The sequence below is a fragment of the Variovorax boronicumulans genome (assembly GCF_019352895.1).
Classification (GTDB): Bacteria; Pseudomonadota; Gammaproteobacteria; order Burkholderiales; family Burkholderiaceae_C; genus Variovorax; species Variovorax boronicumulans_A.
In genome coordinates, this window is the sequence record NZ_JAAAFX010000004.1 from 2,135,795 (window position 1) to 2,151,603 (window position 15,809).

Annotated in this window: 14 protein-coding genes; 8 read left to right on the top strand and 6 right to left on the bottom strand. The window is 68.3% G+C overall.

Annotated elements, in window-relative coordinates; translation table 11 throughout:
* The first annotated feature begins 144 nt into the window (after positions 1–144).
* From K0H49_RS11500 to K0H49_RS11515, 4 genes are all read left to right on the top strand, one after another.
* Positions 145–2,718: a hybrid sensor histidine kinase/response regulator gene (locus K0H49_RS11500; RefSeq protein ID WP_219212158.1), complete on the top strand. Its 2,574-nt coding sequence runs from the start codon at positions 145–147 to the stop codon at positions 2,716–2,718.
* Positions 2,703–3,083 (top strand): response regulator, encoded by a 381-nt coding sequence (locus K0H49_RS11505; protein ID WP_219212160.1) that lies wholly within the window; start codon positions 2,703–2,705, stop codon positions 3,081–3,083. The genes K0H49_RS11500 and K0H49_RS11505 overlap by 16 nt, the downstream gene beginning before the upstream one ends.
* Positions 3,080–5,209: an EAL domain-containing response regulator gene (locus tag K0H49_RS11510; RefSeq protein WP_219212162.1), complete on the top strand. Its 2,130-nt coding sequence runs from the start codon at positions 3,080–3,082 to the stop codon at positions 5,207–5,209. Before K0H49_RS11505 ends, K0H49_RS11510 begins: the two co-directional genes overlap by 4 nt.
* 222 nt (positions 5,210–5,431) lie before the next feature.
* Positions 5,432–5,824, top strand: coding sequence for a response regulator (locus K0H49_RS11515; RefSeq protein ID WP_257624670.1), 393 nt, complete (start codon positions 5,432–5,434; stop codon positions 5,822–5,824).
* 101 nt (positions 5,825–5,925) lie between these two features.
* Here K0H49_RS11515 and K0H49_RS11520 read toward each other — a convergent pair whose 3' ends face one another.
* The 5 genes from K0H49_RS11520 to K0H49_RS11540 all read right to left on the bottom strand — a co-directional run bounded on the left by K0H49_RS11520 (position 5,926) and on the right by K0H49_RS11540 (position 10,211).
* Positions 5,926–6,543 carry a LexA family protein gene (locus K0H49_RS11520; RefSeq protein WP_219212167.1) on the bottom strand — a complete coding sequence of 206 codons (618 nt, stop codon included), beginning with the start codon at positions 6,541–6,543 and terminating at the stop codon, positions 5,926–5,928.
* A gap of 83 nt (positions 6,544–6,626) precedes the next feature.
* Positions 6,627–6,998 (bottom strand): response regulator, encoded by a 372-nt coding sequence (locus K0H49_RS11525; protein WP_219212169.1) that lies wholly within the window; start codon positions 6,996–6,998, stop codon positions 6,627–6,629.
* 181 nt (positions 6,999–7,179) lie between these two features.
* Positions 7,180–7,806: a hypothetical protein gene (locus tag K0H49_RS11530; protein WP_219212171.1), complete on the bottom strand. Its 627-nt coding sequence runs from the start codon at positions 7,804–7,806 to the stop codon at positions 7,180–7,182.
* A 158-nt stretch (positions 7,807–7,964) separates the two neighbouring features.
* The gene (locus K0H49_RS11535) at positions 7,965–9,242 is read right to left on the bottom strand and encodes an amidohydrolase family protein (protein WP_219212173.1); all 1,278 of its coding nucleotides are present in this window, start codon (positions 9,240–9,242) and stop codon (positions 7,965–7,967) included.
* Between the two features lie 54 nt (positions 9,243–9,296).
* Positions 9,297–10,211 (bottom strand): LysR family transcriptional regulator, encoded by a 915-nt coding sequence (locus K0H49_RS11540; protein ID WP_219212175.1) that lies wholly within the window; start codon positions 10,209–10,211, stop codon positions 9,297–9,299.
* 102 nt (positions 10,212–10,313) lie between these two features.
* Here K0H49_RS11540 and K0H49_RS11545 point away from each other — a divergent pair, with 102 nt between their 5' ends.
* Genes K0H49_RS11545 through K0H49_RS11555 form a run of 3 tightly spaced genes read left to right on the top strand, consistent with a single transcriptional unit; the run spans position 10,314 to position 13,076 of the window.
* A complete protein-coding gene (locus K0H49_RS11545; protein ID WP_219212177.1) occupies positions 10,314–11,702 on the top strand; it encodes an acyclic terpene utilization AtuA family protein in 1,389 nt (462 codons plus the stop codon).
* Positions 11,699–12,061 carry an AtuA-related protein gene (locus tag K0H49_RS11550; RefSeq protein WP_219212179.1) on the top strand — a complete coding sequence of 121 codons (363 nt, stop codon included), beginning with the start codon at positions 11,699–11,701 and terminating at the stop codon, positions 12,059–12,061. The genes K0H49_RS11545 and K0H49_RS11550 overlap by 4 nt, the downstream gene beginning before the upstream one ends.
* A 40-nt stretch (positions 12,062–12,101) precedes the next feature.
* Entirely contained in the window at positions 12,102–13,076 is a 975-nt protein-coding gene (locus tag K0H49_RS11555; RefSeq protein ID WP_219212180.1) for a Bug family tripartite tricarboxylate transporter substrate binding protein, read from the top strand.
* A gap of 141 nt (positions 13,077–13,217) precedes the next feature.
* Here K0H49_RS11555 and K0H49_RS11560 read toward each other — a convergent pair whose 3' ends face one another.
* Complete coding sequence (locus K0H49_RS11560) at positions 13,218–14,552, bottom strand: MFS transporter (RefSeq protein ID WP_374122355.1); 1,335 nt, start codon at positions 14,550–14,552, stop codon at positions 13,218–13,220.
* Positions 14,553–14,714: 162 nt separating this feature from the next.
* Here K0H49_RS11560 and cyoA point away from each other — a divergent pair, with 162 nt between their 5' ends.
* Positions 14,715–15,800, top strand: a complete 1,086-nt coding sequence (cyoA, locus tag K0H49_RS11565) for a ubiquinol oxidase subunit II (protein WP_219212185.1) — start codon at positions 14,715–14,717, stop codon at positions 15,798–15,800.
* Positions 15,801–15,809 lie beyond the last annotated feature (9 nt).

Below are 15,809 nucleotides of genomic sequence, written 5' to 3' on the forward strand. Positions count from 1 at the left end.
AGTGCGCCTGTGCACAGCCCCCCGCGTTCGCCGCAGTTCCTCGCTGGAGGACGACCCCCATGACTCACCCTTGCGCCCTTGAACTGCACCGTCCGCGTGCAACGTCGACGCGCCTTCGCGTCGGCGTCCGAACCGCGGCGCCCCGTGTCCGTCGCTGATTCCGTCGGCGATGCGCCGAACCGTCCCGAGGATGTGGTCGATATCCGCCGGCAGACGCCGCCGCGCAACCATGCCGAGGCTTCGCTGCTCAAGGCCGGCGCGCTGCAGGATGCGATCTTCAACAGCGCCAACTTCTCCAGCATCGCGACCGACGCCAGGGGCGTGATCCAGATCTTCAACGTCGGGGCCGAGCGCATGCTGGGCTACACGGCGGCCGAGGTGGTGGACACCATCACGCCGGCCGACATCTCCGACCCGCAGGAGGTGATCGTGCGGGCCCAGGCGCTGAGCATCGAGCTGGGCACCACCATCACGCCGGGCTTCGAGGCGCTGGTGTTCAAGGCCTCGCGCGGCATCGAGGACATCTACGAGCTGACCTACATCCGCAAGGACGGCAGCCGCTTCCCGGCGATCGTCTCGGTGACGGCGCTGCGCGACCCGCAGGACGCGATCATCGGCTACCTGCTGATCGGCACCGACAACACGGTGGGCAAGCAGGTCGAGGCCGCCAAGTCGCTGCTCGACCAGCGCCTGCGCGACCAGCAGTTCTACACGCGCTCGCTGATCGAATCGAACATCGACGCGCTGATGATGACCGACCCGCAGGGCATCATCTCCGACGTCAACCAGCAGATGATCGCGCTGACCGGCCGCACCCGCGACGAGCTGATCGGCGCGCCGTGCCGCAACTTCTTCACCGACCCCGACCGCGCCGACGCCGCGATCGGCCGCGTGCTGACCGAGAACCGGGTCAGCGACTACGAGCTCACGGTGCGCGCGGTCAACGGCGTCGAGACGGTGGTGTCGTACAACGCCGCCACCTTCCACAACCGCGACCGCCAGCTGCAGGGCGTGATCGCCGCGGCGCGCGACGTGACCGACCGCCGCCGCATCGAGCGCGCGCTCGAAGAGAAGAACGTCGAGCTCGAGCATGCCAACCGCATGAAGTCGGAATTCCTGGCGACCATGTCGCACGAGCTGCGCACGCCGCTCAACGCGATCATCGGTTTCTCCGAAGCGCTCAAGGACGGCCTGATGGGCCCGATGAGCGACACCCAGACCGGCTACATCGGTGACATCTTCACCAGCGGGCTGCACCTGCTGTCCCTGATCAACGACATCCTCGACCTGACCAAGGTCGAAGCCGGCATGATGACGCTGGAGCTCGAGGTGGTCGACCTCGGCGGGTTGCTCAAGGACAGCCTGTCGATCGTCAAGGACAAGGCGGCCGCGCAGCGCATCGCACTCTCGCTCGACGTCGAGGAGGCGCTCGGCACCTCGCAGCTCGATGCGCGCAAGACCAAGCAGATCGTCTACAACCTGCTGTCGAACGCGGTCAAGTTCACCGGCGACGGCGGCCGGGTCACGCTGCAGGCCCGGCGCGTGCCGCGCGCGCAGGTCGGGACGCTGCCCGGCGCGTGGCCGACCCATGGTTTTCCCTTCACGGACAACGCGCACGACGCGTTTCTGGAGATCCGCGTCACCGACACCGGCATCGGTCTCTCGGCCTTCGACATGACGCGGCTGTTCCAGGCCTTTAGCCAGATCGACAGCAGCCTGGCGCGACGCTTCGCCGGCACCGGGTTGGGGCTGGCCATGGTCAAGCAGCTGGCGGAGTTGCAGGGCGGCACGGTGGCCGTGACCAGTGCCGAGGGCGTGGGTGCCTGTTTCGCGGTCTGGCTGCCGCTGTTCGACACCCTGCCGCTTGCTGCGGTGCCAGCCGATGCGGCAGCCATCGCGTCCGATGCGATGGTGCCGGGGCAGTCCGCCGCTTTCGAGCGGCTGGCGCTGGTGGTGGAAGACGACGACAAGGCCGCCGATCTGGTGCGCCTGCTGCTCGAGGCCGAGGGCTTCAGCGTGCTGCGCGTGACCAGCGGCGAGGCGGCGTTGCGGGTGGCACCGCAGCATGTGCTGAGCCTGATCACGCTCGACCTCGAACTGCCCGGCATGCATGGCTGGGAGCTGCTGCGCCGGCTGCGCGAAGATCCCGGTGCGGTGCATCCGCCGGTGGTGATCATCGCGGGCGTGGCCGATGCCAACGAGGCGCTGCACCGCGGCGCCGCGGCCGGGCTGCAGAAGCCCATCGGCCGGGCGCAGCTCAAGTCGACCTTGCAACAACTCGGCCTGCAGCCCGTGCCGGGCCGGGCCCACACGGTGCTGGTGGTCGACGACGACCACCATGCCGTCGAAATGATCGCCAGCTTCCTGCCCGCGCCGGACTACGCGGTGGTGCGCGCCTACAACGGCACCGAGGCGCTGGTGATGGCGCAGCGCAGCCATCCCGACCTGATCCTGCTCGACCTGTCGATGCCGGTGATGGACGGTTTCGAGGTGGTCGCGGCGCTGCACCGCAATCCCGACACCGCCCGCATCCCGATCGTGGTGGTGACGGCACGCCAGATCAGCGCGAGCGACCGCGCCGCACTGCAGCGCATTCCGGGCAAGACCGTCGAGATCGTCGAGAAGGCGGGTTTCGACCGCACCCGATTCATCGAGCAGGTGCGGCGCGCGCTGCAACCCGCCGAGCACCACGGAGCATCCGCTTGGCCCTCGTCCTGATCATCGAAGACAACCCGGCCAACATGAAGCTGGTCTGTCTGCTGCTGCACAACGCCGGCCACACCACCCTGAGTGCCTCGGACGCCGAGAGCGGCCTGACGCTGGCGCGCTCCGCGCAGCCCGACCTGATCCTGATGGACGTGCAGTTGCCCGGCATGGACGGCCTGGCGGCGACCGCGCTGCTCAAGCAGGCGCCGGCCACGGCCGCCATTCCGGTGATCGCCCTGACCGCGATGGCGATGAAGAACGACCAGGAGAAGACCGAGGCCGCGGGCTGCGACGCCTACATCGCCAAGCCGCTGCGCTACCTCGAGCTGTACGCGGCCATCGACACCCTGCTGGCCAAGCGCGTCCCCCGGCCATGAGGCATCGCGCGGCGACGATCCTCATCGTCGACGACCAACCGGTCAATCGTCGGCTGCTCGAAGCGCTGCTGGCACCGGAGGGTTACATCACCTGGAGCGTGGCCAGCGGCCGCGAGGGCCTGGCACGCATCGCGCTCGAGCCGCCCGACCTGGTCCTGCTCGACGTGATGATGCCGGACATGGACGGCCACACCGTGGCCCGGCTGCTCAAATCCAATCCTGTCACCTCCAGCATCCCGATCATCATGGTGACCGCCATGGTCGACCGGCAGGCGCGCCTGGCCAGCCTCGAGGCCGGCGCCGAGGACGTGCTCACCCTGCCGGTGGACCGCACCGAGCTGTGGCTGCGGGTGCGCAACCTGCTGCGGCTCAAGGCCCTGAGCGATTTCCAGCGCAACCACGGCGCCATCCTCGAGAAGGAGGTGCGCACGCGCACCGCCGACCTGCAGCGCTTTCGCACCGCGATGGATGCGACCGCCGACGGCATTTTCCTGATCGACCGTGCCACGCTGCGCTTCGTGGAGCTCAACGCCACCGCCTGCAGCCTGTCCGGGTACACGCGCGAAGAGCTGTTGCGGCTCGGACCGGGCGATCTGGGCAGCGGCGAGCCCGATGCGGTGCGGGTCATCGTGGAGGACATCGTCGGCGGCCATGGCGCGCACCGCCTGGCCGACATCCTGCTGCGCCGCAAGGACGGCGTGATGGTGCCGGTCGAGGTCACGCGCAGCGCGCACCGCTTCGGCGACACCTGGGTGGTCGTGGCGGTGGTGCGCGACATCACCGAGCGCAAGAAGGCCGAGCGCCGGCTGCACCAGATGGCGCACTACGACGCGCTGACCGGGCTGCCCAACCGCGCCTTGTTCTACGAGGTGCTGCGCAAGACCATCGTGCAGGCCTCCGACGGGCGCGGGCAGGTGGCGGTGCTGTTCATCGACCTGGACCATTTCAAGAAGGTCAACGACACCCTGGGCCATGCGGTCGGCGATCAGTTGCTGGTGCAGTTCAGCGACCGGCTCTGGGGTTGCCTGCAATTGCGCGACGCGGTCGGCCGGCTGGGTGGCGACGAGTTCGCGGTGATCCTGGTGCGCGACGATCCGCAGGCCGGCGCGGTGGCCGTGGCCCATGCGCTGCTCGAGGCCCTGCGCCAGCCTTTCGTGCTGGGCGGGCGCAGCGTGGTGTCGACGGCCAGCATCGGCATCAGCGTCTACCCGAACGATGCGGCCACGGCCGAGCAGCTGATGCAGTACGCCGACACCGCGATGTACCAGGCCAAGCAGGGCGGGCGCAACGCCAGCCGCTTCTTCACGCCGCAAATGAACGCCGATGCGCTGACGCGGCTGGAGCTCGAGATGGCGTTGCGCCAGGCGCTCGAGCACGAGGAGTTCGAGCTGCACTACCAGCCCAAGGTGGAGATCGCCAGCGGGCGCGTGGTCGGCGTCGAGGCGCTGCTGCGCTGGAACCGGCCCGGACATGGCGTGGTCTCGCCCGCCGAGTTCATCCCGGTGCTCGAGGACTGCGGCCTGATCGTGCGCGCCGGCGACTGGGTCATCGCCGCCGTGTGCCGCCAGATCCGGCTGTGGCGGACGTCGCCGGTCGGCGACCTGCCGGTGGCGGTGAACATCGCGCAGCGCCAGTTCGTCGACGGCGATCTCGAGGCCACGATCGCCGGCTTGCTGGACCACAACGGCGTGCCGGCCCATCTGCTCGAGCTCGAACTCACCGAGAGCTCGCTGATGGCCAACACCGCGCACACCGTGTCGGTGCTGCAGGGGCTGCGGCGCCGCGGGCTGCAGATCTCGGTCGACGACTTCGGCACCGGGTACTCCAGCCTGGCCTACCTGCGGCGTTTCCCGGTCGACAAGCTCAAGATCGACATCGACTTCATCCGCGACATCACGACCCGGCCCGACGACGCCGCCATCACGCTGGCCATCATCGGCCTGGCCCACAGCCTGAAGCTCGAGGTGATCGCCGAAGGCGTGGAAACGGCGGCGCAGCTGGCCTTCCTGCGCCAGCAGGGCTGCGATCAGGTCCAGGGCTACTACTTCAGTCGGCCGCTGCCGCTCGCGGCGCTGGAGGCCCTGCTGCACGACGGCCGGGGCATCGCGCGGCTGGCGCTGGCCTGAGCCGAGGCCGCCGTTGTCACCGATCGCAATGTGTCCGCGTGTTAACGTTCGGGTATCGGACGTCAGGCCCCTGGGCTGGCGTGCGCCTTTCCATTCGATTCCTTGCGCGCCTCACGGTCGAGGCGACGGCGTCGATGGAGAAGGTGGCGGACTTCGACCGCACCGATTCATCGTGTCGGTGCGATGCGCATGGCCGCCCGCCGACCTCCACGGAATATCCACTTGGCTCTCGTTCTGATCATCGAAGACAACCCGGCGACCATGAAGCTGGCGTCGCTGCTGTTGCACAACGCAGGACATGCGACCCTGCGGGCCTCCGACGCCGGTCGCGGGCTCACGCTGGCGTGCTCCGAGCAGCCCGACCTGATCCTGATGGACGTGCAGTTGCCCGGCGTGGATGGCCTGGCGGCGACCGCGCTGCTCAAGACGATGCCGGCCAGCGCGGGCATTCCGGTCATCGCGTTGACGCCGACCACGATGGACAACGAGCAGCAGCGCAGCGAGGCGGCAGGCTGCGATGCCTGCATCGTCAAGCCGATGCGCTACCCCGATCTCTACGCGACGATCGACGCCTTGCTGGCCAAGAAGCGGCTGGCTGTGCCGAGCGAAGCCTGACGCCTGCTTTGCGGTGACAGCTGGCCGGGCCGGTACCGGCGGGGATGGAAAAACCATCTTTGAGCAAGAAATCTATCCAATATTTCCCGCTTTCTCCGCGTTCAGCGGAAGCGCTTGGTGACTTCGCGCACCACCCCGATGATCCGGGCGGTCCCGAGCGGCCGGATGGGGTAGCGCAGGTTGAGCGGCTTGAGGAACAGCTCGCCGCCGTCCTTGATCAACTGCTTGAAGGTGGTTTCGTTGGCTTCATTGAGCGCGATCACGTAGTCGCCTGGCAAGGGCGCCATCTCCGGCTCCACGATGATGATCGCGCCCTCCGGGAAGGAGTCGCGGCTCTCGCTGACCATGCTGTCGCCATGCACGCGCAGGGCGTAGGTGTGGCGCTGCACCGGTACACCCACCAGCACCATCTCGAAGCTGCTTTTGGGTTTGAAGTTGTCGATGACGGTGTAGTTGCCGGCCTCGACCTCCGACACCAGCGGGACTTCGATGCGCACGTCCAAGCCCTGCCGTATGTTGGAACCCCCGGACATCAGCTCGGCCACGGAGATACCCAGCAACGCGGCCACCCGCGGCTGGTTGCTGCGCTTGGGCGCAGTGCCGCCCGGCTTTTCCCATTGCTGAACGGCACCGCGGCTGACGCCCACGGCTTCGGCGAATTGCTTCTCGCTCAGGCCGAGGCGTCGACGTCCTTCGCGGATCAGTCGATGTATTGTCATGGGTGGAGGCTAGAGCCTCGGAGAGATAGAAATTAACTCCAGGAGAGCCGTTCTATCAAGGGGGACATGCCGCCCCGCTGCGTTCAGGAATCGAGCGTCATGCAGTAGTTGAGCAGGGCCTCGATCTCGGTCGATTTGTCGAACACCTCGTCGGCGCCCGCGACGCGGCAGCGCTTGCGCATCTCCGGCGTGGCGTAGTTGCTCACCACGATCAGCCGCTGGGCGGGCTTGCGCTGCCGCAGCGCCCCCAACACCGTGAGCCCGCTGCCTTCGCGCAGGAAGAGATCGATCACGCCCAGGTCCCAGTCGTCGGGGTGTGCGAGCAGCCAGCCGGTGGCGTGCTGCGCGGTGTCCGCATGGCCGATCACCTCGACCCCAGCCAACTCCTGCAGCGTCTCCGTGAGGTTGGCCCGGATGACATCGCTGTCTTCGACCAGATAGGTTTTCACTGACACACGCGGATTCCCTGAACGGATGGCTGTAATGCTCGGGCGTCGTCTTTTGCAACGCGTCGAAGCCAGTATTCCCCGCCGCCGGAAAATGACCGTCGGACAAGGGCCCGAACGGTGTCCGATAGGCAACTCTATCGTGTGATAGTTGCGCTCGCGCGTCGCGTCCTCGCGCGACGGCCGCTGCCTACTGCAGGCCCAGGACGTTGCGCTTGTGGTAGTAGTCGGCAAGCGCGGAGCGCAGTTCGACGGCCTTCTGAATCGTCTCCGGCGCGGCCTCCCTGCCCAGGCCGAAGAAGTACAGATCGTGGCTTCTGTGGTCGCAGTAGAAGGACCAGACCGAGAACCAGGCATCGCACGGGACGATCGCCTCGAAATCGTCCGCGACCAGATTCCGGTAGTAGTTCTGATGGTGCTGAAGGGTCAGCGGCGAGTCGGTCGGCGAGTATTCGAGCGTGCCGTGTTGCAGCCGCCCCGATGCGGCGCAGGTCATCACGACCAGGCCGGACGCCTTGACCAGCCGGATCATGTTGAGCCAGGTCTTGCGCCAGCCGGCGTTGTGCTCCATGGCCTCGCACGAGATCACCACATCGAACGCGTCGGCCTTGCCGCCGTAGTCCTCGCCGTAGCCGACGAGGTCCACGCCCTTGCCCTCGCCGACGTCCAGGCCGAGGTAGTCGCATTCCTCGAAGAAGGTGCGCACCGAGCCGTTGATGTCCAGGCTGCCGATCTCCAGCACCTTTTTCTGCTGGAAGAACTCGCCAAGGAACTGCTTGATGCCGCCGACGAAAAACAACTGCTGGGGATGTGACACGGGGTGGGCCTCCTGAGTGGAAAACTCGGTGGTGCCGCGGGCCGACCGTGGTGGGCTTGCTGCCGACCGGGGCCGGCCATCGGGCACTTTTTTTGGAGGGATCTTACGATCTTTTACAAAACTGTCCAGGCTTCCCGCTGCGGCGCGCGGCCTCGGCCTCAGCGCGTGGGGAAGAAGGCCGTCTGCTCGCCGCGGCCCACGAGATGCAGCGTGGCCACCGCCGGTGCGGTCTCGGCCAGCAGCACGCCCTTGCGGTAAACCTTGAGCCGCGTGGCGCGCAGCCGGATCGCCTCGACCGGGTCGCGCGCCTGCAGCAGCACGAAGCTCGCGTCGCAGCCGGCTTCGAGGCCGTAGTTCGTCAGATGGAGAACCTTGGCGGCGTTGCGCGTCACCGCCTCGAAGCAGCGCCGGATGCCGGCCTGGCTGGTCATCTGCGCCACGTGCAGGCCCATGTGCGCCACCTCGAGCATGTCGCCCGAGCCCATGCCGTACCAGGGGTCCATCACGCAGTCGTGGCCGAAGGCGACATTCACGCCCGCGGCCATGAGCTCGGGCACGCGTGTCATGCCGCGGCGCTTGGGGTAGGTGTCGTGGCGGCCCTGCAGCGTGATGTTGATCAGCGGGTTGGCGATCACGCTCACGCCGCTCTCGGCGATCAGCGGGATCAGCTTGCTCACGTAGTAGTTGTCCATGCTGTGCATCGAGGTGCAGTGCGAGCCGTTGACGCGGCCCTGCAGGCCCAGGCGCTGGGCCTCGAAGGCCAGCGTCTCGATGTGGCGCGACAGCGGGTCGTCGGACTCGTCGCAGTGCATGTCGACCAGCTTGCCGCGCTCGGCCGCGATCTCGCACAGCAGCTTCACGCTGGTCGCGCCGTCGGCCATGGTGCGCTCGAAATGCGGAATGCCGCCGACCACGTCCACGCCCTTGTCGAGCGCGCGCTTGAGGTTGTCGAGTCCGCCCGGGCTGCGCAGCACGCCGTCCTGCGGGAAGGCCACCAGCTGCAGGTCGATGTAGGGCGCGACGCGGCGCTTGACCTCGAGCAGCGCGTCGACCGCCAGCAGGCTCGGATCGCTGGTGTCGACGTGCGTGCGGATCGCGAGCAGGCCCTTGGCCACGGCCCAGTCGCAGTAGGCCAGCGCGCGCTCGATCAGCGCCTCCTGCGTGAGCAGCGGCTTGAGCTCGCCCCACAGCGCGATGCCTTCGAGCAGCGTGCCGCTCTCGTTGACGCGCGGCAGGCCGTAGCTCAGCGTGGCGTCCATGTGGAAGTGCGGGTCGATGAAGTGCGGCGTGAGCAATTGGCCCTGGGCGTCGAGCGTCTCGTGCGCCGGGGCATCGAGCCCTGCCGTGACCTCGGCGATGCGGCCGTCCTGCACGGCGATCGACATGCCGGTGCGGCCGTCGGGAAGGGTGGCGTTGCGTACGAGCAGGTCGAGCATGGGCTTGCGTTTCTTGTGTATTCGGGGGGACTGCCGATTATCGGCGGGGCCTGTTCAGCGCAGCGCCAGCGCGCCGAGCCGCGCCACGATCAGGTCGTGCAGGGTCTGCGCCGCCACTGACAGGCTGCCCTCGCGTCGCTGCACGATGTAGACCGTGCGCTTCAAACCCGGCAGGGGCAGCGGCCGCGTGACCAGCGTGTCGCGCTGGAAGTGGAACAGCGTGAGCGCGGGCACCACGCTAATGCCCAGGCCGGCCTCGACCAGCCCCATGACCGTGGCCAGGTGCTCGACCTCGAAGGCGGTGTGCAGGCGCAGCGGATGCAGGGCCGCATCGAGCGACTGCCGCACGCTGCTGTGGCGCGCCATCTGGATGAAGGGCCAGGGTGCGAGCTTGCGGGCGCCGAGCTTGGGCTCGGTGGCCAGCGGGTGGTCGGCCCGGCACACCAGGTGGAAGCCGTCGCTGCAGAGCTTGCGGCTGCGCAGGTCGCTGGCCGCGGCGCTGCCGGCGCCCGAGGCGGCCAGCGCGAAGTCGGCCTCGCCGCTGCGCACGCGCGCGATGCAGGCGTCGGACAGCGCGTCGTCCAGGCCGACCGTGATGCCGGGCCAGGCCGCCATGAACTCGGCGAACACCGCGGGCAGCCAGCCGGCCGCGAGCGAGGGCAGGGCCGCCACACGCACCCGGCCCGTGCGGCGCTCCACATGGTCGGCCAGGTCGGTGACGGCGTCGCGCATGTCGTCGAGCAGGCGCTGCGCCGCGGGCTCGAACAGCCGGCCCTCGGGCGTGAGCTGCACGCTGCGCGTGTCGCGGTCGAACAGGCGCGCACCCAGTGCCTCCTCCAGCGTGCGGATCAGCGCGCTGAAGGCCGGCTGCGACAGATGGCACAGCTGGGCCGCACGTGTGAAGTTGCGCTGCGCCGCCAGCGCGGCGAAGGCGCGCAGCTGCCGCGCGGAGAGGTCGGGTGTCTTCATATGGCTGATCCGTTATCCAGATGAATCGATCTGAATTTTCTATTTTACGGATCGATGGACTGGCCCTACATTGAACCCTACAACGAGACGAGAGAACGCACCATGACGGTCCAGGCCACCTTACCCCCACCCTTGCTGATCGGTTGTGCCGCCGGCTTTTCCGGCGACCGCACCGACGCGGCCGGCCCAGTGGTCGACACGCTGATCGCACGGCTCGCGGGCGGCCCTGCGGGCCAGCGCGCCTTCCTGATCTTCGAGACCCTGGCCGAGCGCACGCTGGCGCTGGCCCAGCTGCGGCGCCGCGCCGATCCCGAGGCCGGCTACGAACCGCTGCTCGACGCCATGCTGCGCCCGGTGCTGGCGCGCTGCCTCGCGCACGGCATTCGCATCGTGAGCAACTTCGGTGCCGCCAACCCCCGTGCCGCGGCGCGCCACATCGCACGCATGGCGCGCGAGCTGGGCCAGGCGGCGCCGCGCATCGCGGTGGTGGAGGGCGACGACCTCTCGGCACCCGCGCAGCAGGCCCTGCTGCGCGCGGAACTGGGTTCGGCCCTCGACGGTCTGCGCATCGTCAGCGCCAATGCCTACATCGGCGCCGAGCCCATTGCCGCCGCGCTCGATGCTGGCGCGCAGATCGTGGTCTGCGGCCGCGTGGCCGACCCCTCGCTCACCGTGGGCCCCGCGATGTCGTACTTCGGCTGGGCCGCCGACGACTGGGACGTGCTGGGCCGCGCCACCATGGCCGGCCATCTGCTCGAATGCGGTGCGCAGGTCTGCGGCGGTTATTTCGCCGACCCGGGCTTCAAGGACGTGCCGGGCCTGGCCGAGGTGGGCTTCCCGATCGCCGAGATCGCGGCCGACGGTCATTGCGTCATCGGCAAGTCGGCCGGCACCGGCGGCTGCGTGAGCGAGGCGACGGTCAAGGAGCAACTGCTCTACGAGGTGCACGACCCGGCCGCCTACCTCACGCCCGACGTGGTGGCCGACATCACGCAGGCAGAAGTCGAGACCGCGGGCCCCGACCGCGTGCAGCTGAGCGGCGTGCGCGGCCATGCACGGCCGAGTCACTACAAGGTCAACGTCTGCCACGAGGGGGGCTGGCTGGCCGAGGGCGAGATCTCCTATGCGGGCCCACGGGCCGAGGCGCGGGCCCGGCTGGCCGCGGACGTGCTGCGCCAGCGCCTGATCGGGCTCGACCTGCGCGTCGACCTGATCGGCGCGATCAGCATCCTGGGCGACGACGCCGGCCGCGCGCTCGCGGCCACGCCCGACGGTGGCGCGCGCGACGTGCGCCTGCGCGTGGCGGCCACGCATGCCGAGCGCGCTGAGGCCGAGCGACTGGGCCGCGAGGTGATGGCGCTCTACACCTGCGGGCCGGCCGGCGGCGGCGGCGTGCGCAGCACGCTCACGCCACGTCTCAACACCCTTTCCTGCCTGCTGCCGCGCGAGGTGGTGCCGGTGCGTTTCGAACTGCTGGAGTCCGCTGCATGAGCACCGTCACCGTTCCCCTCTACCGCGCCGCCCACGGCCGCACCGGCGACAAGGGCGACCGCTCGAACATCAGCGTGATCGCCTGGCACGCTGAACTGTGGCCGCTACTGGTCGAACAGGTCACGCCCGAGGCCGTGGCCGCGCAGTTCCGCCACCGCGCGCCCAGCCGCGTGCAGCGCTTCGTGCTGCCCCGGCTGCAGGCCATGAATTTCGTGCTCGATGCGGTGCTCGACGGCGGCGTGAACGACGCGCTGAACCTCGACACGCACGGCAAATCGCTTTCCTTCCTGCTGCTCGACCTGCCTCTGGTGGTGCCGGCCGAACTGCAGCATCGACTCATCGGCCTGTCCGAAGGCTGATTCCCTTTCTTCCCATTCAAAATTCCAGGAGACAACACGCATGAACCGCAACATCCATTCGATCGCCTTCGCCATCGCCGCACTGGCCCTGGCGCCCGTCGCGAGCCAGGCCCAGGGCAGCTTCCCCGACAAGCCGATCACCTTCGTCGTGCCCTTCGCGGCCGGCACCGCCACCGATCAGATCGCGCGTGCGCTGGGCAACGGCATCACGGCCGAATCGAAGCAGGCCGTGGTGATCGACAACAAGGCCGGCGCCAGCGGTTTCATTGCCTCGCAGTTCGTGGCCAAGGCCGCCCCAGACGGCTACACCGTGCTGATCACCACCAACACCACGCACGCGGCCAACGAGCACCTGTACAAGAAGCTGCCCTACGACCCGGTGAAGGATTTTTCGCCAGTCGCCGCGCTGGGCAAGGGCGGCCAGATCATGGTCGTGAACCCCTCGTTCCCCGCCAAGACCGTGGCCGAGTTCGTCGCACTGGCGAAGAAGGAGCCGGGCAAGTACAGCTTCGGCAGCGGCAGCTCGTCGAGCCGCATGGCCGGCGAACTGCTGCAGCAGATGGCCGACATCCAGCTGCTGCATGTGCCCTACAAGAGCAACACGCTGGCCGTGACCGACCTGCTGGGCGGCCAGATCCACATGATGATCACCGACACCGCCACCGGCCTGCCGCAGATCAAGGCCGGCAAGCTGCGCGCGCTGGGCGCATCGGGCGCCGCGCGCTCGCCGCTGGCACCGGACGTCCCCACCATTGCCGAGGCCGGCGTGAAGGGCTACGAGATGGGCTACTGGTTCGCGGCCTATGCGCCGGCCAAGACGCCGCCGGCCGTGGTCAAGCGTTTGAACGAACTGCTGGTGAAGGCCGCGAAGAGCGAGGCTGCGAAAGCGGCGTTCTATGACCCGACGGGCACCGAGGTGTTCACGAGCTCGCCGGAGGAACTGGCGAAGTTCCAGGCCGGGGAATCGCAGAAGTGGGGCCGGATCGTGAAGGCTGCCGGGATCACTGCCGAGTAGTTGATCCACCCCCCCCGAAGCGCCTGACGGCGCCTCCCCCTTAAGGGGGCGGTATCAGCGGCCCGGCAAAGCCGGTTCCGCGGTATCTCTGGAAGGGGGAAGGGGCAGGGCGGTGGGCGCGCGGCTCGCGCGCCCTTACGCTCAATCGCGCTGCTGCTCGATGGCGCGGTTCAGGCCCAGCGCGCCCAGGGTGCAGGCGGCGCCCGACAGCAGGTAGACGCTGACGTAGCCCAGGCCGAAATGGGCCGAGAGGCCGAGGGCGACCAGGGGCGCGAAGGCGGCGCCGACCAGCCAGGCCACATCGGCCGTGAGGGCGGCGCCGGTGTAGCGGTACTTGGCCGGGAAGTTGGAGGTCACGGTGCCCTGGGCCTGGCCGTAGGACAGGCCCAGCAGCACGAAGCCGACCAGGATGAAGGTGTCCTGGCCGAAGGCACCGCCGTCGAGCAGCGTGGGCGCGAAGCCGCTGAACACCGCGATCATCACGGCCAGCGAGCCCAGCGTCATGCGGCGGCCGATGCGGTCGGCGATCTTGCCGGAGGCGACCATCGCCAACGCAGCCAGGCATGCGCCGATGATCTGCACCACCAGAAACTGGCTGACCGACTGGTCGGAATACAGCGTGATCCACGACAGCGGGAAAATCGTGACGATGTGAAACAGCGCGTAGCTGGCCAGTGCCGCGAAGGCGCCGATCACGATGTTCACGCCCTGCGAGCGGCCCAGCTCGATCACGCCGGTGGGCGCCAGTTCGCGCTCATCGAGCAGCCGCGAGTACTCGGTGGTCGCCACCAGCCGCAGCCGTGCGAACAGGGCCACCACGTTGATCGCGAAGGCCACGTAGAAGGGATAGCGCCAGCCCCAGGTGAGGAAGTCGTCCGAGGTCAGGCTCGAGACCAGGTAGGCGAACAGCGAGCCGGCCACGATGAAGCCCACGGGTGCGCCCAACTGGCCCAGCATTGCGTACCAGCCGCGGCGGTTGGCCGGCGCGTTGAGGGCCAGCAGCGAGGGCAGGCCGTCCCAGGTGCCGCCCAGTGCGACGCCCTGGGCGATGCGGAACAGCGACAGCAGCACGATGGCGGCCGGGCCGATGCTGGCGTAGCTGGGCAGGAAGGCGATGCCGGCGGTGGAGGTGCCCAGCAGGAACAGGGCCGAGGTCAGCTTGGCTTCGCGGCCATAGCGGCGCTGGATGGCCATCGACAGGGCGGTGCCGAAGGGGCGTGCGATGAAGGCCAGTGCGAACACCGCAAAGGCGTAAAGTGTGCCCGTCAGGCGGTCCGCGAAGGGGAAGAAGATGGCCGGAAACACCAGCGCCGACGCGATGCCGTAGACGAAGAAGTCGAAATACTCGGAAGCGCGCCCGATCACCACGCCCACAGCGATCTCGCCGGGGTGGACATGCGTATCGGCGCCAACCGCGCGGGCGATCTCGCTGTCGGGCGGGGATTCGCTGTTGTGTGTACCGATGGAGGTCGTCATCATGGGCTGTTCGCGGTTCTGTTCCGGGTGTCGTTGCGGCAACGCAGAGCGTCTCACTCTCCGGCGTTTGATGCCATAGGACAAAACGTCCAATGCCCATTTGCCGCCGATACCCGTAGATTCGCAGGCTCCACGCGCAAGCACAAGCTCCAATTTCACGGCATGCCCTTTCTCAAGAACCCCCGAGCCTGGCTTTTGCTGCCCGCCTTCCTGTTGGCAGGCTGCAACACGGTGCTGCTCAGCCCCTCCGGCGACATCGCCGCCCAGCAAGGGCAGCTGATCGTCATTTCCACGGTCCTGATGCTGCTGATCATCGTGCCGGTGATCGGTCTGACCTTCTTCTTCGCCTGGAAGTACCGCCAGTCGAACAAGGCGGCCCACGCCGAGTACGCACCCGACTGGGACCATTCGACCCAGCTCGAGCTCGCCATCTGGGCCGCGCCGCTGCTGATCATCATCGCGCTGGGCGCGCTGACCTGGATCAGCACCCACACGCTGGACCCCTACCGTGCGCTGACCCGCATCGACGCCAACCGCCCGGTGCCGGCCGGCACCCAGCCGCTGGTGGTGGAGGTGGTGGCGCTCGACTGGAAGTGGCTGTTCCTCTATCCCGAGCAGGGCATCGCGACCGTGAATGAACTGGCGGCGCCGGTCGACCGGCCGATCCAGTTCAAGATCACCTCGTCCACGGTGATGAACTCCTTCTTCATCCCGGCGCTGGCCGGCCAGATCTACGCGATGGCCGGCATGGAAACCAAGCTGCACGCGGTGATCAACAAGCCCGGCGAGTACGAGGGCTTCTCGGCCAACTTCAGCGGCGCGGGCTTCTCGGGCATGCGCTTCAAGTTCCACGGCCTGAGCGACGACGACTTCGACCGCTGGGTGCAGAAGACCAAGGACGACGGCAAGGAACTCAGCCGCGCCGCCTACCTGCAGCTCGAGCACCCGAGCGAACGCGAGCCGGTGCGCCACTACGCGAGCGTGGCGCCGGGCCTCTACGACGCCATCCTCAACCGCTGCGTCGAGGCCAACCGCATGTGCATGAAGGACATGATGGCCATCGACGCCAGCGGCGGCCTCGGCATGCCGGGCGCCTTCAATGTGGCCTCGCTCGACAAGTCGACGCGTGCGCGCCTCGGCCTGGACGCCGGCGCCACGCTGGGCCCCGCGCGCAATTACGTCGGCGCGATGTGCTCGGTCAACGAAGCGCCCGACCTGTTCACCCCTGCGCCCACACCGTCGCTGTAACCCGTTTTC